Origin of the sequence: Rahnella victoriana, assembly GCF_021276285.1 — a bacterium.
GTDB lineage: Bacteria > Pseudomonadota > Gammaproteobacteria > Enterobacterales > Enterobacteriaceae > Rahnella > Rahnella victoriana.
The window spans coordinates 239,159-259,340 of sequence record NZ_CP089920.1 but is presented as its reverse complement, the minus strand read 5'-3'; the positions used below and the strand labels follow the sequence as shown (position 1 = coordinate 259,340).

Sequence of the window (20,182 nt, the reverse complement as noted above, 5' to 3'; positions counted from 1 at the left end):
CGCAGGGGCGGGAAAACTAAATTCGGGGAAAAAGGAGACGCAGGGCGTTAACCACAAAAAATGAGAGGTCATGTTGTTGCATTGATCTGGATCAAAAAGTTTTGATGTTTTTCAAATGTAATTTCCCTGCATCCGGTAATGACTTGTTGTGTGCAAAATTGGTAACAAGAAAGTTAAATCGTGCCGGGCATCAGCGCATTCTGATTTTTAATGCAATGTAAATTTATGTCATCGATTTTGGCCGAAAATGCAGCCAGAAGGTAATTCCCGTAACATTATTTTACATTTGTGCTGCACGTTATCCGGATGAATGACAAAAAAAAGACGCCCGAAGGCGTCAGGGTAATAATCCTTCAATCAGTTCAAAAAAGAGCTCTTCGCCAAACGCCCGCTCTTGCGCCGTGAAAGGATTCGCGGGACGCCATGTCCAGTCTCTGTTCTCCCCCGCGCGCATAAATAACCGGCACAGAACAGTGACCCGGCCCTGCGTGCAAAGGCTGGTTTCCACACAGCCCGTGACGCCTTGCCCGTATAAAAACACCGGAGTGAAGGTCACCTGGCTGTCTTCATAGGTCAGCCGGATACCGGGAACACTGAACGATTTCCCGCCGATCAGGCATTCAATCAGCGAGACGGTAGTGCTTTCGACCCCGATACCGGTGCCTTCCAGCCATTCTTCCATGTTTTCCTGCAACAGCGCGATCCGCTGCCGGAACCCGGCGATATCCGCCTGACCTTTATTTTCATATGAGCCAGTGCGGGGCTGGCTGTCCTGTAGTTTTTTCAGGAACCGTTCTTTTGCTGACATACTTCCTCTGTATTTAAGATGGCTTACGTCATCACCTTTTCTGATCACGTCGCCATATTCATTGGTCAGTTATCTGCCTGACCGTTTTTACCGGCGGTCGCCGGTAAGGTTTGAGTAAGCAACGCGTAGCGGTTCAGCAACTGCGTAAACTGATTATCAAGTTGCAGCGTCAGTTGTGGCGGAATCGCGGTTTTCTGTTGCTGTAGTTCGGCAAGTTTTCGCAAGGATTCTTCCACCGGCGGCGCGCTGTTCAGCGCCTGCTGGATGGCAAACACAGAAGACTTCAGCTGTGAGACAGTCATGTATTTACCGCGCTGCTCATCCAGCCCGTTGAGTTTATCCGCCAGTTGCTGCAGCTGGGTATTGGCCTGTTGCCAGCCGCTGAGGTTTTCCAAAGGCACGGCATTGGCGTTCAGTTGCTGCGTCCAGCTTTTCGCCAGCGCGGCGGTTGCCGGATTATCAGGCCATAACATCAGCGCCTGACTGACCAGATGTGACCCGGTATCCTGCGCCCAGCGCGGCGACAAGGTGGCGAGCTGGCGCGTTTGCTGCTGCATGGCGGCCAGATACGCCGGTGCCTCACGGTGCAGCATCTCAGCCTGCCGGTTCTTCAGCGTTTCCAGCGCCTGTGTGTTGAGCGGTTTGGGCAACACCGGCAGCGTCGCCATCAGCTGCTCACCGGAAGGCGGATGATAAAACGCCCTGATGCCCGCCGAAATCCCGCTACCCAACAGCACCGTCACCACCATCCCGGCGATGAACCCTTTCCATTGCACCGGATGCTTCACCGGCGCGGGTGCCGCAATCGTCACCTGTGGTTCGGCAGGTTCAGCCTGCGCGACATAAACCCATTGCTCGCGGGGTTGCGCGGCCCACTCTTTTTCCGCGTTTTCAGTCGCTGCCGCAGGCAGGACGATCGGCGCATCGCTGGTGGCGTGCATATTTTCCAGCCTCACGGCGGCACCGTGCATAAAACTGCTCAGTGCTTCCAGTTGGCTGACATGCTTCAGCTCCAGACGCTGCAGGACCTCGCACAGCGCATTGATCAGTTTTTCGGCCTGATAGATCTGCGACAGATCGTGATAATCCAGGGTCATGCTGCGCAATGTCTGTTGCAGACGCTGGCTCAGGCCGGAGAGTATTTCCATCCGCGCATGCACCGGCTGCGGCCACAGTCCCGGCCACTGCCGTGAAATCAATGCCTCGAGGATCGCCAGCCCTTCATTTAAACCCGATATCCCCGCTACGCGCGCCCGGGCCTGCGTATACCACGATGCCGTTTGCAGCTCGATACCGTTTTGCTGGAACAGATTCAGACACAGCTGTTCCACTTTTTGCCAGTTAACATCCGGGCGCGCCGGATGGGTTAATTTGCTCAGTTCTTCGCGTAAAACGGCGTAATCAGCCAGCGCACGCGGGTCACCCCCGGTGCGCAACTGGCGTTCAATTGACATGGTTGTTTTCCTTAACTGACGTAATTCTGCTGTTTCATATGGCGCATCAGTACGCGGCCTTCCGGCATAAATTCGGTACCGAATCGCACTAAGCCAAGCTCTTTCAGTTCGGCGTCAATGGCGTATTCAAGATGTCCGGGGCTGGACTGGGGCAATAAAATAACGTGCAGTTTTTGGATGCGTGGCTCGTATTTCAGCAAGGCCTCAGACAAGACATCCAGCAGGGAATGCGCCGTGCCGGGCATCCCTTGCAGGATTTTGCTCATGTCCGGCAGGCCGTAATCCGGCAGATGGCTGAGCGTGCCAGCACGACAGTTGAGAATGCGCTGCATGTTGTCGAGCACGGAGAGGATCACCTGATTCTCTTCGCTGACGTTGTGCAGATCGAGGCCACCGGCAAAATTGCCGAGCAGCATTTCGTAGAGTGAGGGCGAGCGATGCGAGGGCATTACTTTTCCACCGCCTGCAAGGTCAGGTTATTGTTTCCCAGCTCAATGATCCGCGCTTTGTCCGGATCCAAATCGTCGCGGGTGAGGAGCAAGCGCCAGTGGTCTTTTTCCATATCCGGGTGGCGGAACAGACCCACAACGGCGACAAATTTGGCGTCTTTCTCCATCGGCATATCAAGCGATGCCGCCGTGCCCGGTTTGACCACCACGTTACGGCTGGCCAGCAGATCATCTTTCAGTGCATCGTCACCCTCAGCGGCGAGTTGCTGATACACCGTTTTCTGGAAGTTCTTATCATCGCGCAGCTGATAAACCCGTACTAATACCGGCTCTGAAGCCGAGTTCTCTTCGTGAGCATCGGTATTAAGGGCTTCACGGGCGGTGAAATCCAGATGCAGAACCTTTATCTGCTTAAAGAACAAGGATTTTGTCGCTGAAACGGTGCCGTCAGTCACCGTCTGTGTCAGCCCGCAGCCGTTTAATAACAGGACAAATGCCGACAGCCAGAGTTTATTTTTCCATGCAGTATTTAATAACACGATGCTTTCCTTCCTGATGCCTGTAAGGAGCCATTCCATGGTAGTGGCCCAGTTCTACGGTAAAATATTCGGGGATATCGTCAGACGGGACTTCATCACCCAGCCCGAGTACGCCAGTCAGCCCCAGCCTTATCGGTGATTCCCCTAACACCGGCGCAGGGAGCAACCGGGTGGGTACGGTCAGCTGAATGCAGGCTTTGTATCGCCAGCCAAGATAGACACGCAACAGCACGAAAAAGTCAGCGAGTATCATCCCGTCCGGCAGCCATTCCGCCGCCTCCGGGCTGTCCGATGTGTAAAGGGAAATCAGCAACTGACTGTTAGCATCCGTTCCCTCGTCGCCCATTACGGTGTCGCCGTCCAGCCAGTCAGCGCCTTCATCGGCAAACGCCATGGGTGAAGCAATACGCACGGTACGCAGGCAGTGTGGGGTCACCTCTGCCTGAGTCTGCGGCGCCAGTAAACGTACCAGTGCCTGTACGCCTTCCGCCGTTCTCCCCGGCTGGCGCATGACGCCAAGCAATGCCAGAAAGCGCGAGGTCGGTGTCGCAAAATGTTGCTGCGCGCCCGGGATACCCATCCCGATCAGACCCAGTAAGCTTTGCGAGGTGTTGTCCTTGCCGCCTGCCTCAAAGGTGGCGGGATAGGAGTATTTACGCCAGATGCGGTAAAACTGGGTCATGACGCGATGGTTGAAGATGTCGAGGAAACCTTCCAGCGCCTCATGTCCTTCGCGCTGCTGGGTGATGTCGTCGATATACGACGTCGGCAGCGGGGAATCCACGCCATACAACCCCATAAAGGTGGTACGCACCGTAGGCGGCGCATCTGGCTGTTGTGCATCGGTTTCCAGCGCTTTCAGCTCACTGACCGGGAATCCCATTCCCGGATGTGGCCGGAAACGTACCGCGTCGTCTGCCGGGCTGGCTGTGCTGCCCAGCGCGACGGTGCCCGATTTATCGAGTAACTGGCAAAACCGGAAGAAGTTTATCTTTCCGATGTCCTTTGCAAGCCTGGCCTTCAGCCGGATATGCGGGGCTTGTGGTTCTCTTCCCATTCCAGGCGTTCTCCGGTCGGTTGCAATATCAGGGTCAGACGGTTAAACAAATGAATGTCGGTATACAGTGCAAAGAAGCGGCTGAGCATTTCGCCGAACAGACAGATGTCACCGGTACCGGCAAAGCCGTTGCTGTCGAGGGTGATTTCAATATGCACCCCACGCAGCAGGTAGCCGCGTTCAAAACGTTCAATCTCACTGTGTCTGACATCGGCGATGGCTTCAAGACGGCGGCGGTTCATCTCGCTTTCGGTCCAGTCGTACAGCGCCAGCGTTCCGCGCAGCACTTCGGCGTTATCCATCATCCACAGAAAACTGCTGCCCAGATGGCTGAGTACCCGCCAGTGAAAGCGGTCGCGGTTCGGCGGATAACACGGCATTGACGGCACGGACAGATTGCGCACCCGCACATTGGCCCCAGTGGATTTCACGACAGTGTCCAGCACCGTGCTTTGCAGGGCTTTACGCGGCAGTTGTCCGTTGGTACCGGTCAGGCTGAGAGACAGGTTTTCGTTCTCCGGCACCGTGTGGTTATCAAACGCTTCGCCACCAAGCACCAGCCACGTATCGTGCAGACCGGAAGGGCCGCGTTTGACGCGCGTGTGGTAGTAATATTCCGGCGCATCGTGGCGCAGCATCCCGCCTTTGTGACGGAAACTGGTGAAGGGTACGTACACCTGATGCCCGGAGTGTTTGGAGGAGATCACGGAGTCTACGGAGTAGATCTCGGTATAACCATCCTGAACTCGCATAGGCCGTAGCAGGTATTCGGTCTGTAGCGACGACAGAGTCAGCGGGTCGGATTCCAGCGAAAACAGGTTGATGACCGGCACACAGTGCAGGCGCAGATGTTTTTCTGAGAATGAAAAATCATGTTCCCAGCGTTTTTCCAGCACCACATCAATCTCGAACCAGGCCAGCTCCGCCGGAAGTTCCAGCGTTTCCAGCCCCTTCAGGGCAACGAACATAAACTTTTCGCGGAAGGTGAAGTATTCCAGCAACAGCTGATAGCCGCTGAAGGCACTTTCACCTTTTGGCCACAGTTGATCCTGTTCACTAAAACCTTGCGGGGCGATATACGCGTCCAGCGGCTGACGATCGGCCTGACCGGGTAAACGCACCCAAAGTCTGGCGGTATTCAGCGTCAGGGCTTCATGCAGGGCGCAGGCCAGCGGTGCGTCGGCATCAAAATAGATCGGCAAATGGCTCAGATTGATTTTGCTCCAGTCGGCCAGTCCGCCGCAGTCAAAGCGCAGACGGATCACCGAGCGGCCATCCGGTTCGGTATCCAGCCCGGCGCGGTTCAGCGAGAGCGGCAGCAACGCGATGTCCTGCGTGGTGGTATAACGGCAACGCGTCGCCCGTTCTCCCATCGGGCGGGAGAGCACTTCAAACCCCTTTCTCACTGCCATGCATTCTTTCATTCCCCGCCATTCCGGCGTGAATTCCACAATGGAGAGGGAAGGGATAGTACGCAGGTAGTGTGGCCACAGCAGGCTGACCAACCCTTCGGTCAGCTCCGGCAAATCATCATCAAGTTTTTCACGCAGACGGCCCATCAGGAAGGCGAAGCCTTCGAACAGGCGTTCCACATAAGGGTCACGGGCGCCGGCCTTATCCAGATTCAATCCGGCAGCACGATCGGGATGCGCGCGGGCAAATTCTTCGCCCGCCTCGCGCAGATAACGCATTTCAGCGTCGAAGTAACGCAGGGTTAAGTCGTCCATGTTTGTCTTATCAGGTCAGGAAATAAAAGGGCGCTGATACAACCTCATCTGCGCTAATACTGAAGGGAACGGCAATAATTGCCTGAGTTATGACACCTGCAATGATTCGATTTTTGACTGGTGCAATGCAATCATCGTCTGGTGTTGGTCATAGTCTTGCTGCTCAATCAGCTGCGTTTGCTGACTGACTACAGAGCCGGGCACATAAGTGAATGCTGTGACTTCCCCGGCATCGGGCAGCATGGCCAGTGGTTGCTGGGTAGTGATATCCAGCGGCTCCGCTTGCAGTAATTTTGTTTTGGCTGCATCGATCCCTTCCGATACTGTTTCTTTGGCCGATTTGGGTAAGAATCGGAAAATGACACTTTTGGTGGGATTCAGCGCCCCGGCTACATTCCCGGCTACGGTCATGAGTGAGAGCTCTTTGTTGCACTTTTTACCAAAATAGATCATCCGGTATAGGAAATAACTTCCCCAGGGTTCACGGCTGCCCAGTGCGTAATGCAGGAACCAGGCTCGGGAGTCGTGAACCTGATCGTCAAACAGCGCACGCACTAAACCACCAGGCTCGGTCGCATTGCTGGCTTCGCCCCGTGCAGGGAACAGGGTATCCACATGCAATTTCCCCGACCCTTTGATCAGCAGAAAATCCCGCCCGACATCATCAGACCGGAGAAGATAAATGGGCGTCAGTGGGATGGTTTCCAGAATAAAATGGGGCACGCTGGTGTAACTGCGGTGATCCTCGCGATAATCCTCACCAAACTCAATCGCTGCCTGATAAAGCTGCGTTTTGGCAAGGTCGGGGTCGAAGTCCTTGGTGCCCGGATATAACACGACGGGAGGATTGCCGGGGCGATAATCAGCCCGTTGTTTATCTCTCTCTTTTTCCACGTTGTCGACTCTTTCTGCATAGTCTTTTTTCGATGTTTCCATATGCTCAGGCTCAGCGTCTTCATTCGTGGCACGGTCATAAAAGCGTGTAACGAGGAAACTTTTATTGGCGTAACGATCAATACGCCACGCGGTGATCCAGGCTATCTGGTTTTCAATCGCTTCTTCGAGGGCGACGCTGGCACGAACCGGTTCAAACTGTGCAGCCTGTTCGGAAGTGAGTTTTCCCTGAGTCGGTGGCAGATTCAGTGTCGTTTCTCTCCACGCGTTAAAGCGCCCAATGAGAAGAGGTGAGATAGCAAAATTATTTTCCAAATCGTTTGCCATTGATCGCCAAATATCTTTCTTCAAGTCATTAGGTACTGCATCTTTTTGTACTTTAAGCGGTGCACCAGCCATAAAAGCAGCAGCATACATTTCATGTAACGCAATCTGCGATAACAACAGGCTGTCATCATAGAGGTCATCTTCCTCATTGATGGCTTTGCCCTGATCCTTTGGGGGGTAGCCGCCGCCTAAATCGGAATGCATGCCGGGATAAATCACTTCCACACTGTTAGCCGGGTATGTGCCATCGGTGCGGCGCAGGGAATCCATCGGGAAGCACAACCGCTGTTCATGGGATGACACCAGATGCACGCAGCGTTTGATCAGACCGCCGTAGGTGGCTTCATCGGGCAATTCCTGAGTGTCGTCTGCCCAGGCCATGTGCCCTTCGGCTACCGGCGCAACGTGGGCGATTCCCACCGAAGCCACGGTATCGAACAATCCGAGAAATTCCACACTGAGGGGGATTTTTAAATCGTTGACTGCCAGACACTGTTCCGGTTTAAGGCCTTCGGCTGCTGGTTTGGGAAGCAGTTCGCTCAGCCAGCGGACAAATGCGCGGGCTTCAGCAGCACCACGGGAGAAACCATAGACATAGAGTTTTATGCCCAGCAACTTAGATTTACCTGGTTCTGCCGGAGCCAGTGCAACGCGAAGCTTTGGTTCGAGTTTTGTGAGCCGTTTATTAAATTCTTCATAACGGTTGTGAGAGCCACCCATACCGAGTTTCATCCAGGTGGTGCCCATTTTATCTATGGATGTCAGGTAGTCGCTGTCGCTGAGCTTATCCATTTTAAGGGTACGCATCAGGGTATCGATAATCCGCAACAATCCCCAGTTAATCCGCTCTTCGCCATAGTGTGCTCCGGCCAGACCGGTCATGCTGTACTCGAGGTCATTAATTTCAGTGAAAGGGGTGCCTACGCCGGGAATATAATATTTAAAATACCGTTCCTCCGCAGAAATATCAGCATCCAGCAGTTCAGACTTTTTTTCTTCAACGCCACCCGCATAGCCGGTACCGATGGTGGCGCGGAACAGGCGGGCAATATTGGTCGGGTGCTTAGGATCTGACAAATACAGATCGTTATTCAGGTTATTGCCGGTACCGTCAAAGAACAGGCTGATATGCAGGGTTTTGCAGCATGGGGGTTCCACCCGACGGTCAGCGGCCAGACAGAGTTCCTGACGGTAGGCTCGTTCATAACTTTCCTGCTGCTGGCAGTTTTTACCCGTCAGTGCGGCCAGTTCAGGCAAGCGACCCTGAGCCGGAAACTGTGCGGGATACCAGACCAGATCTTTTTTAGCAGAGTCTATTTGGGACATACTTTTGGCTCCGGCATTCTCAGCGGTTCTTTAATCGGGTAGTTCGGATTGTTGTAAGTCATACAGGAAGTAGTGACTTTAACTTCGTCACAAGGCATAAAGTGCACGGTGATACCGCAGGTTTTTTGTCCGGTGTAATCAGGGACAATAACGTCTAGGCTGTGCTGACGATTTAATGCTTTAATTTTTTTATACCACTGCTGTTTCAAATCGAAGTATTTTTGCCAACTTTCGTAATCTGCCCCATCAGCTACAGGGCGTTTAGGTTCGGGTATTTCCGGTACATCGCTCGCAAAGGCAACTCCCGTTTCCCAGTCAACTCTTACTGTCATGCCCGGTTTCCATTGCCCCGGCACGCCATAGCAGCATCCGCCACCGCCGCCATCGTAGGGGCCGATCGCATCAATACCGGATTGTCCATCAACGCTGAATTGATTAATTGCCCAGCGGGTGTGGTTAATAGCTTCGATGGTACCTGCGCCGCCTTGTGCTTCAGCGGCAGGGGGCTTGCAGGCAGAGAGCAGACAAAGCCCGGCCAGCAGGCTGATTTTGAATGCGGACATGTCACCGTTCCTTGTGCAAAAGTGAAAAAATTTACTGACTACACAGCACAGCAGCTCGTGCAGGATCCAACGAAATAAGCGCGCTGAGCAGGCTGTCCATTTCCAGTAACACCCGGTTTTTATCTCCGTCGCCTCGTTGCGATTTCATCCGCAATAATTTTAACCGACGTGCTTTGACTTCAAATATCAGTTCTGGCTCCCACAGTGGCAAGGTGAGCGCCGCACCACCATTATCGAGATCGCCCAACAGGTGAAGTGCCATGTCATTTTTGCCGTACTGTTCGGCAACGCGTGCCATCACCAGCCTTATCAGCCACTGCTGTCGCGGTGTGCTGATGCCGGGACGGGACTGCAACCAGTGCAGGGCGGTGTCGACGCCGTCACGGTCTGCCTGTGCCAACGCTTCAGATTCAAACTGAAGGATATCGTCTTCACCGGAAGCGACGGCAGAAGAGGTTTCGCTGATCCAACCGCCAGATGTCTCGAGCACATGTTGATTGATCCAACCCTGCGTCACTTCGTCGGCAAACGGCGTACCATCACTCCAGGATAAACTTTCCAGACCCGGCAACCGGCTTAACAACAGATTGAGATCCTGTGTGATACAACTTGCCCAGCCATCGTATGGCGCACCCGCCTTGTTCAGCGCCTGATGCAGATACCATTGCACGTCGAGCCAGAAATGATTCACCCCTTCGCCGAACATGGATTCGGCTTGCTCCAGCAGTTCCAGCCAGCTTTGCTGCAGATATAATCGTTTAAGCTGCGCGCGATATTCAGGCCGCGGAGGCAGAAGACGGGTGCGGCCACTGGCATCCAGCGGCGGCAGTTCATGCACGGTGTCCCAGCGCACACTCTTGATCAGATGATGTCCGGAGAGCCAGCCCTGCGGCTGGTCACGCAGATATTTTGCCAGCGTTTTCGCCTGTTCCATCAGGTCACGCCCTGACTGCACAGCGCGCAGGGATGACGCAGTGCTCTCATTCTGAGACGCTGATGACGGACTGCTGTTTTGCGGCACCACCGCATTCATTCCGCCGGACTGCGCCAGCCGGTTTTCCAGTGCAGCATACAGCGCACCCAGTTGTGGCCGGGAAGCTTCATCCCATGCGCCAAGCCCTTGTTCGATCAGCGTCAGGGCGCCGACAGAACGGGCAAAATCGGCTTTATCGACTTCCGGATACAGCGACAGGCTGTCCAGCACCCGCGAACCTGCGAGCCATTCAAGAGCAGTCTTACGGCTGTTTGCCCGTTGCGGATGCAGTGCTTCACCAAAGCGATTGATCAGCCCGGCCAGCAGGGAAAGTCCGTCAGCCAGCCCGACCTCGCCATCACGATGCAGACGCGCCCAGATGTAGTAGGTGGCGACGCGGACATCCTTGCATTGTGTGGCGAGCAGTTTTTCAGCCAGTTCGCAGGTCAGCGTGGTATCCGCGCCGGAGAGTTTGTTCACTTCTTCGCGCATTTGCTGGAAGTCATCGTCATAGCCGGGGTCAACGCCCGCAGGCTGATCCTGTGTGACAGGTTGCAGCCAGTTATCCCATAGTTCAGCCTGAAGCTGCGCCTGTTGTAACAGCGATTCACTTTCTGCACCGCAGGCAGTTTGGAGGGTGGTTAATGTGGCCATATTGGATCTTATGTTCCTTTTCTGATGGCTGAACTGTTACAGGGCAGTCATCGATTCCTTATTTTGTAGCGCCAGTTTTGAAAAAATATCTTCCAGTGCAATTTGATGATTTTTATCTTTAATGAGATTTTTTCTAAACGTACATATCCGGTTTAGATTCGCTGTCGTTATTTTTAATTGAAAAAGCTTTTTATTTTCTTCAATGAGAATGACATCACTCAGTGGAACAAGATAAGTTTGTGCATACAGGCCAGGTGTAACAACAAGATTGTTATCCACTAAACCCAGCATAATGTGTTTTTTCAAGCGGAACGAATTCACAAATGTTAGCAGGCCAGCGCAAACGAGTAACCAGGCAATAAATAGACCCAATGAGCCTAAAACCAGGCCAGAAATCATGAATAATAAACCCCGCATAGCAAGTGTAGATGTCTTGAAATGCAACTCACTTTCCGACCGGCAGCGTTCGTCATCTTTGAAGAGTGTCAGGCCGCCATGACGACAATTTTCATAGCTAAACAAATAGCCAATAAAAAAGACCATGCTAAGTGGTAACATAATAACCGAGGTTGCAATCGCCAAAATAAACCCAATTCTGGGTATTTTAAATAAAATGAAGACACTGGCCAACTGTAAGGCCAGTGCAATTAAATAAATAACAATCATAATCCACAGGTAATAAAAGGCATCTCCCATTGCATAGGCTAAAATACCCAGCGTCAGAGCATTAATGATTAAACCTATCCAAACAATTTTATTGATTTTATTCACAGCCCATTCCTTACTGGCTAAACCCTGATTATTTTTCATTGAAATCCATGCATATTATTTCGGTGTGATTTCGACTTTTTATCCAGACCCTTGGTCTGCGGAGTGTATTCCGTGCCTGCGCCTGACGGTTAGTACGTCACTCCCCGGCGATTGCATCCGGATCGAAAGGTTGTTCATCCGGTGTCGGGGTGTTTTGAATCAGGAAAATTTGTGGTGGCAGGGTGAAGTTTCTCAGCTGTAATAAGCCCAGCGGGCCTTTGCCCAGCTCGGTTCTCAGTATCCACTGCAACGGTTGTTTATCTGCGGTGGTGAAGGTGAGCTGGTAGCGTCCTTCATCGAGTTTTTGCTGTTTCGCCTGTTCAAGCCAGCGGATCAGCCCCCAGGTTCCCTGATAGTCACCGTACAGACGGGCACCGGCATTTGTGCTGGTCCAGGTCAGCATCGTGCCCGGTTTATAGGTGTCGCCCGGCCAGCGGAAACTCTGCCAGCTTTCCATCTGGTTAAAGTAATGCAGCTTTTGTCCGTCGATCGACAGATTGGTTTCAACAACATCCGGCACCGGGCGGGCCAGCAGTTCAAAACGCATCCCCTGACTGCCGTCAGTGAACAGAATGTCGGAGATCTGACTGAGCTGGTTAATGGCCGCGAGGAATGCCGGATTAAATACCAGCCCCTGGCTGTTTACTTTGTCCGGCACCCAGCGCGTGCCTTCTTTATGCAGAACACCGCCCAGTTCGCGGGTCAGGAAGCTGTCGATGCGGCCGCTGTCTTTACGGATAAACTCTGCCAGCATCGGCAGCGAGGCATCGCTTTTGCTGACGGCAAACGGGTAACGGCCGTCAAACGCTGATTTCCAGTTGGCGACGATAGCATTTTTCCACTGATCATTCAGACTGGCAGAGGAGGGCTGAAGCACGGTTTCCCACGCCTGCGTCAATGGCTGAACAAACATAGTCTGTCCGAAGCCGCTCCATTCTTCACCGAGGCTCGCGGCGATCAGACTGCCGTATTCCTGCGTGTCAGTCAGGTCAACGCTTTTTCCCTGAAAGACGGTCTGCGCCAGTACCTGAGTCATTTCCTGCGGATCAGAAGCATTCGCCACCTGCTGAAGTTTCAGTCGCACACGGGTCACACGGGTCAGCAACGTTTGCAGGCTCAGCGAACTGTCAGCAGACATCATATTTTGCGCGCCGCCTTTGCCCATCAGAGCCAGCAACGGCCCGAAGGTTTCATCCAGCGGTCCGACGGGACCGTTTGCTGACTGGTCAATGGCAGGCTGGGTATCTTTATTGATCAACGCCTTGGCGGATTTCACCAGAGAGTCTGATAAAGCCTCATTCTGCTGCCCGGTTTGCCCCTGCCATGCCAGCGTATTCATCAACGCAATCAGCGGGGACTGGCGGACATCGCTCATCAGCGTGAGCTGATCGATAACATCCGATAAGTTACGGGCATCGTTCCAGCGCAGGCTGTTAAGAAAACTCAGCCAGCTACCGGCAAAATCTGTGAAGTAGCGTTCGGTCAGGCGTTTTTTCAGTGCTTCCGGTGAGATCTCTTCTGCGACGGCACGACGGTTATCGCTCAGAACCCAGTCGATCTCTTCACGACGGGATGAGACTGCCTTATCGATCGCCTGCTGAATTTGTTCATCCCATGCCTTGCGGGTGAACATGCCCGGCACCACCTCATCGCTGTGGAACAGGCGGCTGGCATCGGTATCACCGGCCATGTCCGTCAGGGTCATGTCCGCATAATTACGACGTACCGAGAGCAACATGTTTTCGTAAAGTGTACTTTCGGCGTTACGCTGACCAATTTCACTCAACAGAACCTGTCTTGCCTGCGACACCAGCCCTTTATCCGGTGTAATTTTCCAGCCGGGCTGAGCAGGGAGGTTGGCGGCATAAAACTGCCATAAGTCTGGTGCCAGACTCTGCCACAAGCCGGGCGAGACACCCTTACGTTGAGGCGCGGTCGTTTTCATCACGCCGGTATAAAATGCCGCATCGGCTTTATCGGGACGCGCCATCATCAGGTAGGCTTTCAACTGGTCGTAACCCGGTTTGGCCAGTGCCGACCGTTTCGGACTGTTGGCGGGAAGGTTAGCCAGTACGCTGAGTTTTTGCCGCAGAGTTTCTGCCGCAGCATCACGGATCAGGCGATTGCTGGCATTGCCATACCATGGCATCAGTGTCGTCAGTAACCGGTCATTATGGTCTAACCCGAAACGTTGATACCAGGGTGCGCCTTTCTGGATACGGATCTGCAGACGGCCGATATCATTGCGCAGCGCCTGCAGGGCGATAAGTTGCTCATCGGAGACGGGCTGGGGTTTCGCCAGTTGCTGAGCCTGTCCGGCAGCCGATACCAACTGATGACGGTTAACGGTAAATGACACCACACTGCCCACACCCCACAGTACGATCACTGCGAGCAGGCTGTAACACAGGGTCTGTTCCCAGGGTAATCCCACGCGGCGGCCGTTGGCGTGGCGGCAGTCGTCCAGCACTGCCTGCCAGCTGGCGGGCGCTGCCCAGGTTTTTTCATGCACACCGGCGGAAGAACGGGTGTTTTGCGGCAGACTGAACATCAGCCCGCGCAGGGGAATACGTCTGGCCTCTTCGTTAAACCACGGCGTAACGATCTGACGCCAACGGGTAGCGCCGGTATCACCCAACGTTTGCGCCAGACGCAGCAGGAAATCGTGTTGCGGGTGAGCAAACACCTGCTGCATACCCTGCTCGCGTAAGCGAGGCAGCAGCGATGTCAGCTGAGCTTCCAGCGTTTCTGGCGTGGCGTTTGCCGCGAAAACGGCGCCGACTGGCTGCTCAATACGTGCATCCTGCGGCCAGCGGCTTTCACACACCTGCCACAGATAGACCGGCGGTTGATAACGCAGGGCTTCACCGGTTTTCTCGAGCGAACGCAGACCGTCGTCCATCCACTGTGGCGTTTTGCTCTGAGACTCCGTCATCGCCCAGACAATGCCATCTAATGGACGACTGCGACGCAGTTTTCGCCATTCACCCGGACGTGATTCATCAACGGCCGTATGCAGACTGCCACCATGAATCAGCACTGTCCGCTGGCCTTCCAGCCAACCCTGTTCGGTCAGTTTTGGTGCCAATGCGGAGATTTGCTCCGGTTCGCCGACCACCATCAGCAGGCGCACTTTATAGCGCCAGAAAAGGCCGTAGCGGCGGCGCAGGCGGGCTTTGATGATCGCGCTTTCTGAAGAGGCTTGCAGCTTCTTACGGCGAGATTTGAGGGGGGACTCTGGCGTATTAACTTTATCTTTGATGAACTGACGGCTGGCAATAAAAACTAATGTCAGAATGCTCAGTGCAATAATCCAGATAAAAATACAGACCATCACCAGATTACGAACAATGTTCCAGTCGGTCGATTTCTTCTCGGCCCAGAACCACCACGCCAGTCCTCCCAAAAAGATGAGCAGCGTCAGCGTTGCGATAAAAGTTATAACGGTGGGAGCCACTGAGATATCAGCGGGCTTATTTTCCTGATCCATAGGGTTTAACAATTCCAAGCGCGAGGGTGTTATTAGGGTTACGGGCTATCCAGCCACAAGGTATCGCCTGATGTTCTGCGAAAAAAGCGGCGAGAGTTCGGGTCACCATTGATTCAATCTCAGCGAGTTGGCCCCAGTTGAGATCCTGAATATTCTGCGTCACATTCCATCCGGTTTCGCTCAGCTCCGGCATGTCGGGTTGAGAAAATAAGAAACTGTCATCCGGCGGATGAGTCAGTTCACTTTGCTGAAGGGCGCGTCGCGCAACCGTCAGTACGTTTTCTCCGGCAAGCGTGTCACACACTTCTCCCCGCGAGAACTGGACTTTTCCTTTCTTACCCAGCAGCCACAGAACGGCAGCTTCACCTGCAGGTAACCGGCTTTCATGCGACGCGGGAACTGAACGACACCCCGCACAAAGGATGAAAGATTCAGGTGCAGAAGACGTCATTTCATCAATGATGTTTTCCATGCTTGTCTCACCCAGCCAGGGCAACGGCGATGGCGGTAAAACGAGATGGGGAAATGACACGCCCATTTGGGTATAAAATGCCAGCCATGACGCCTGAGTCCCAGACCAGTAACAGTGCAGCGGCGTGGTCGTCAGTTCACCCTGATGCTGCTCACGCCATTGTAAGGCCAGTGTTTGCGCCAGCTGGTTTTCACGCTCAGTGGTATCAGTGGTAAAAGAGTGCAATAAACGCAATGTTTTACCCCCGGTTTCAGCATTGATCTCCGGCTTCCGGTGATCACGATTAACCAGACGTAGCCACTGGGCCAATGTGGTTCCGGGAGGGCCAATTAATACCGCCTCTGCCAGCGCGACATGCTGACGATGACGCGCCCACCAACTCTCCTGAACCCGCTGCACTTCGCGGCGATAAAGTTGTGCATTATGCAATGTCACACGATACAGCAAGATACGTATCCCCCACGCGAGGGCACATATCATCAGGATCACACCTGAAATGATGAGCATCTCGCTGTATCCTGCTTCGCGTGGGCGTAACAATGCGGATAAGCCGCCCGTCAGCAGTAACAAGGTCGCGCCGGTTGCCAGCCAGCGTTTACCTGCAGGAGGACGAGCCTGACGGTATGCCGGGAAAGAGGGCTGAGGTTTCATTTCTCAATACCAAAATCGGGAAAAGAGCTGACCAGCGTGCAACCGCATGCACACCGATGTCCGTGCAATGCGACAGGCTGGCCGTCAACCTCTGAAATAGCACTGCCTTCGGCAATTTTGGTCATTCCATGATGATTACAGATGACCGGATCCCCTTTGCAGGCGATCCCTTTTCCGAAACACAGGTAATGACCGCCCAGTACTTTGCCGCCGTATTCACGCAGACTGTCACCCTGTCTTATGATGTTTTTCATTCCTGACTCCTGATTACGACATCAGCGCGGACGCGGCCTGTGCCCAGCGCGAAGCAATCTGTGTTTTTGCCAGTTCAAGCTGCTGTTCGCCGATCAGTTCTTTCTGCTGACTGATCACGCTACCCGGTGCCTGTGTGAATGCGGTCATCTGCGCAGCCTCAGGCAACATCGGTAACGGCAGGCCAGTCAGCAGATCCATCGCTTTGGCTTCCATTCTCATTACGCCAGCAGTACCCGCCAGTCCGGCTAGTTTTCCGGTCAGTGATTTTTGTTTGAATGTGAAGATCACGCCACCTGCCAGCGTGGCTGCGCCGATGACATTGCCCGCGACGGTCAGAGGAGAAAGCGACTTATTGCACTTGTCGCCGAAATAGACCATTCGGTAGCGGAAATAACTGCCCCAGGGCTCGCGGCTGCCGAATGTGGAATGTAAAAACCACGCACGGGAATCATGCACCTGATCATCATAAAAAGCGCGAAGCAGCCCCGATGGCTGTGTTGCATTACTTTCTTCGCCCGCGGCAGGAAACATGATGGCAACGAGGGGATTTGCACCGGTCTTCATCCGGTTAAATTCCTCTCGTTCATCATCGGTATTAATCAGGAACATGGCGGTCTCGGGGATTTTATCCAGTACCAGTTGCCAGGTGCTGGTCATGCTGCGTGACTGCTCGCGGTAATCCTGACCGAATTCCAGCGCAGCCTGATAAAGCTGCGTTTTAGCAATGTCCGGGTCAAAATCTTTAACGCCAGGTTCCAGCACCACCGGTGGATCGCCGGGCTTGTAAGCGGCGAGCTGTTCCTTGCGTTTTTCCTCTATTTTTTTCTGTTTGGCCTCGCGGATATCTTTAGAGGCCTCAAGCTGTAACTGCGTGCTGTCTGTATTGGTAGCCCGGTTATAAAACGGGGTTTTGAGTAAGGTTGCACCGGCGTAGCGATTAATTCGCCACGCGGTGATCCACGCCATCTGGTTTTCCACGGCTTTTTCAAGGGTTACGCTGGCGCGAACCGGGTCAAACTGCGCAGCCTGTTCTGCCGGTAAAGGCTGCGGAGCAGAGGATAAATGGAGCGTGACTTCACGCCAGGCGTTGAAGCGGCTAATGAGGTCTGAAGAAATATCGAATTGCAAAAATAAATCTAATGGCATAATTCGCCAGTTATCATTTCGCAAATCTAGTGGTAAGGGCTCCTCTGCAACTTTTAAGGGCGCTCCTACCGAAAACGCACTAGCGTATAGTTCATGCAATGCAATCTGCGAAAGTAACAAACTATCATCTTTGCCATTAGCTTTTCCCTGGTCACCCGGTGGATAACCTCCGCCTAAATCAGAATGCATCCCCGGATAAATCACTTCGACACTGTTGGCCGGATACTTTCCGTTGCTGCGACGGATAGAATCCATCGGAAAGCACAAACGTTGCTCATTGGCCGCAATCAGATGGACACAGCGTTTGATCAGCCCGCCGTAGGTTTCTTCATCAGGCAGTTCCTGCGTGCCGTCAGCCCAGGCCATATGCCCTTCGGCCACGGGTGCGATATGAGCCACACCAACCGAGGCCACGGTATCCAGCAAACCGAGAAACTCCACGCTGAGGGGTATTTTTAAATCGTTAACAGCCAGACATTGCTCAGGTTTCAGACCTTCGGCTGCCGGTTTAGGCAGCAGTTCGCTCAGCCAGCGGACAAACGCGCGGGCTTCCGCCGCACCGCGTGAAAAACCATAAACATACAGTTTGATACCCAGCAGTTTCGGTTTGCCCGGCTCGGCAGGTGCCAGCGCCGTACGTAGCTTCGGTTCGAGTTTTTTAATCCGTTTGTTGAACTCTTCATACCGGTTATGTGAGCCGCCGAAGCCAAACCTTGCCCATGTGGTGTTCATCTCTTTGATGGATGCGAGGGAATCACTATTGCTCATCCATTTTGAGGTGAGGACATATTGCAGGGTATCAATTAGGCGTAACAGCGCCCAGTTGATACGGTCTTCGCCATAACGTGCTCCGGCCAGCCCGGCCATGCTGTATTCAAGATCGTTAATTTCGGTGAAAGGGGTACCGACGCCAGGGATATAGAATTTAAAAAATTTCTCATCAGCAGAGGTATCGGCATCCAGCAGATCTGACTTTCTTTGTTGTGCTCCACCAGCATATCCGGTACCGATGGTAGCTCGGAACAGACGGGCAATATTGGTCGGGTGCTTAGGGTCTGATAAATACTGATCGTTATTCAGGTTATTGCCGGTGCCGTCGAAAAACAGGCTGATATGCAGGGTTTTGCAGCAGGGTGGCTCTACCCGCCGGTCAGCGGCCAGACAGAGTTCCTGACGGTAAGCCCTTTCTTGACTGCTCTGTAAATGGCAGTTTTTGCCGGTCAGCGCGGCCAGTGTTGGCAGACGCCCATCGTCTGGAAATTGTGCCGGATACCAGGCCAGATCGGCAGTGTCAGATTTTATTTCGGACATACTTTTGGCTCCGGCATTTTCAGGGGTTCTTTGATCGGGTAATTTGAATTTCCGGGCGCCCAACATGAGGTGGTGACTTTGACGTCATCACAGGGCATAAAATGAACGGTAATACCGCAGGTTTCTTGCCCGGTATAATCAGGTACCGGCACTAATTTGCTATGTTGACGATTATTGGCCGTCATTTTAGCTTTCCAAGCCAAAAATTTTTCTCTATCAGCAAACCCTGGGAATCCCTTTGTTGATGCTTCACCACTTTCCCAATCAACTCTAACTGTCATCCCCGGCCGCCACTGGCCGGGTACACCATAACAGCAGCCACCGCCGCCGCCCTGATAGGGACCGATGGCGTCAATGCCGGACTGGCCATTGACGCTGAAGTTATTGATCGCCCAGTGGGTATGGTTGATGGCTTTGATGGTGCCCGCCCCGCCGCCCTGAGCCACTGCGCCGGGCTGAGAGCAGGCTGAAACAAGCAAAAGCCCGGCCAGCAGGCTGATTTTATAAAGTGTCATGTCACAGTTCCTTCCGTTGAGGTGGTACATCTGAGAAACACGTTGCTGAGGATTTCCGGCTCAGGGATAAGCCATAAAATCCTCAACAGTGTTCTCCGGACAAGGTCAGCAGGGGCTTTATTTCGGACAGTCTTTTGGCTCCGGCATTTTCAGCGGTTCTTTGATCGGGTAGTTGGGGTTGTCGTAGGTCATACAGGTGGTGGTGACTTTGACCTGATCACAGGGCATAAAATGTACGGTGATGCCGCAGGTTTTCTGACCGGTGTAGTCAGGCAGTGGAACAACCTTGCTATGCTGACGGTTCTGGGATTTCATTTTCTTCTCCCACGCTAAGTATTTAGCTGTGTCAGCAAAGCCTGGAAAACCTTTAGACCCGCCTTCACCCGTCTCCCAGTCCACCCTGACCGTGATTCCTGGGTGCCATTGCCCCGACACGCCATAGCAGCAGCCGCCTCCGCCCCCCTGATAGGGACCGATGATATCAATGCCGGACTGACCATTGACACTGAAGTTATTGATCGCCCAGTGGGTATGGTTGATGGCTTCGATGGTGCCCGCCCCGCCGCCCTGAGCCACTGCGCCGGGCTGAGAGCAGGCTGAAACAAGCAACAGCCCGGCCAGCAGGCTGATTTTATAAGGTGTCATGTCACAGTTCCTTCCGTTGAGGTGGTACATCTGAGAAACACGTTGCTGAGGATTTCCGGCTCAGGGATAAGCCATAAAATCCTCAACAGTGTTTTCCGGACAAGGTCAGCAGGGGG

General features: G+C 53.5%; 16 protein-coding genes. All 16 read right to left on the bottom strand.

Annotation, left to right across the window (positions count from 1 at the left end; translation table 11 throughout):
• Nucleotides 1–337: 337 nt before the first annotated feature.
• The 16 genes from J9880_RS22525 to J9880_RS22450 all read right to left on the bottom strand — a co-directional run bounded on the left by J9880_RS22525 (nt 338) and on the right by J9880_RS22450 (nt 20,066).
• The gene (locus J9880_RS22525) at nt 338–808 is read right to left on the bottom strand and encodes a hypothetical protein (RefSeq protein ID WP_131693954.1); all 471 of its coding nucleotides are present in this window, start codon (nt 806–808) and stop codon (nt 338–340) included.
• A gap of 65 nt (nt 809–873) precedes the next feature.
• Entirely contained in the window at nt 874–2,262 is a 1,389-nt protein-coding gene (locus tag J9880_RS22520; protein WP_232770853.1) for a VasL domain-containing protein, read from the bottom strand.
• A gap of 11 nt (nt 2,263–2,273) precedes the next feature.
• Nucleotides 2,274–2,711, bottom strand: coding sequence for a type VI secretion system baseplate subunit TssE (gene tssE / locus J9880_RS22515; protein ID WP_119824233.1), 438 nt, complete (start codon nt 2,709–2,711; stop codon nt 2,274–2,276).
• Entirely contained in the window at nt 2,711–3,250 is a 540-nt protein-coding gene (gene tssJ, locus J9880_RS22510; protein ID WP_232770852.1) for a type VI secretion system lipoprotein TssJ, read from the bottom strand. Before tssJ ends, tssE begins: the two co-directional genes overlap by 1 nt.
• Nucleotides 3,222–4,307, bottom strand: coding sequence for a type VI secretion system baseplate subunit TssG (gene tssG, locus J9880_RS22505; protein ID WP_232770850.1), 1,086 nt, complete (start codon nt 4,305–4,307; stop codon nt 3,222–3,224). The genes tssJ and tssG overlap by 29 nt, the downstream gene beginning before the upstream one ends.
• Nucleotides 4,271–6,034 (bottom strand): type VI secretion system baseplate subunit TssF, encoded by a 1,764-nt coding sequence (tssF, locus tag J9880_RS22500; protein ID WP_232770849.1) that lies wholly within the window; start codon nt 6,032–6,034, stop codon nt 4,271–4,273. Before tssF ends, tssG begins: the two co-directional genes overlap by 37 nt.
• An 87-nt stretch (nt 6,035–6,121) precedes the next feature.
• Nucleotides 6,122–8,581, bottom strand: a complete 2,460-nt coding sequence (locus tag J9880_RS22495; RefSeq protein WP_232770848.1) for a T6SS phospholipase effector Tle1-like catalytic domain-containing protein — start codon at nt 8,579–8,581, stop codon at nt 6,122–6,124.
• The gene (locus J9880_RS22490) at nt 8,569–9,144 is read right to left on the bottom strand and encodes a DUF3304 domain-containing protein (RefSeq protein WP_232770846.1); all 576 of its coding nucleotides are present in this window, start codon (nt 9,142–9,144) and stop codon (nt 8,569–8,571) included. Before J9880_RS22490 ends, J9880_RS22495 begins: the two co-directional genes overlap by 13 nt.
• Nucleotides 9,145–9,175: 31 nt before the next feature.
• The gene (tssA, locus tag J9880_RS22485) at nt 9,176–10,771 is read right to left on the bottom strand and encodes a type VI secretion system protein TssA (protein ID WP_232770845.1); all 1,596 of its coding nucleotides are present in this window, start codon (nt 10,769–10,771) and stop codon (nt 9,176–9,178) included.
• 36 nt (nt 10,772–10,807) lie between these two features.
• Nucleotides 10,808–11,581, bottom strand: a complete 774-nt coding sequence (locus J9880_RS22480) for a hypothetical protein (protein ID WP_232770844.1) — start codon at nt 11,579–11,581, stop codon at nt 10,808–10,810.
• Nucleotides 11,582–11,678: 97 nt separating this feature from the next.
• Nucleotides 11,679–15,071 (bottom strand): ImcF-related family protein, encoded by a 3,393-nt coding sequence (locus tag J9880_RS22475; RefSeq protein WP_232770842.1) that lies wholly within the window; start codon nt 15,069–15,071, stop codon nt 11,679–11,681.
• Entirely contained in the window at nt 15,055–16,194 is a 1,140-nt protein-coding gene (locus tag J9880_RS22470) for a hypothetical protein (RefSeq protein WP_232770841.1), read from the bottom strand. Before J9880_RS22470 ends, J9880_RS22475 begins: the two co-directional genes overlap by 17 nt.
• A complete protein-coding gene (locus J9880_RS22465; RefSeq protein ID WP_119824256.1) occupies nt 16,191–16,448 on the bottom strand; it encodes a PAAR domain-containing protein in 258 nt (85 codons plus the stop codon). Before J9880_RS22465 ends, J9880_RS22470 begins: the two co-directional genes overlap by 4 nt.
• Nucleotides 16,449–16,461: 13 nt before the next feature.
• Entirely contained in the window at nt 16,462–18,906 is a 2,445-nt protein-coding gene (locus J9880_RS22460; protein ID WP_232770840.1) for a T6SS phospholipase effector Tle1-like catalytic domain-containing protein, read from the bottom strand.
• Nucleotides 18,894–19,421: a DUF3304 domain-containing protein gene (locus J9880_RS22455; RefSeq protein ID WP_232770839.1), complete on the bottom strand. Its 528-nt coding sequence runs from the start codon at nt 19,419–19,421 to the stop codon at nt 18,894–18,896. Before J9880_RS22455 ends, J9880_RS22460 begins: the two co-directional genes overlap by 13 nt.
• Before the next feature lie 117 nt (nt 19,422–19,538).
• Nucleotides 19,539–20,066, bottom strand: a complete 528-nt coding sequence (locus J9880_RS22450; RefSeq protein ID WP_232770838.1) for a DUF3304 domain-containing protein — start codon at nt 20,064–20,066, stop codon at nt 19,539–19,541.
• Between the last annotated feature and the right edge of the window lie 116 nt (nt 20,067–20,182).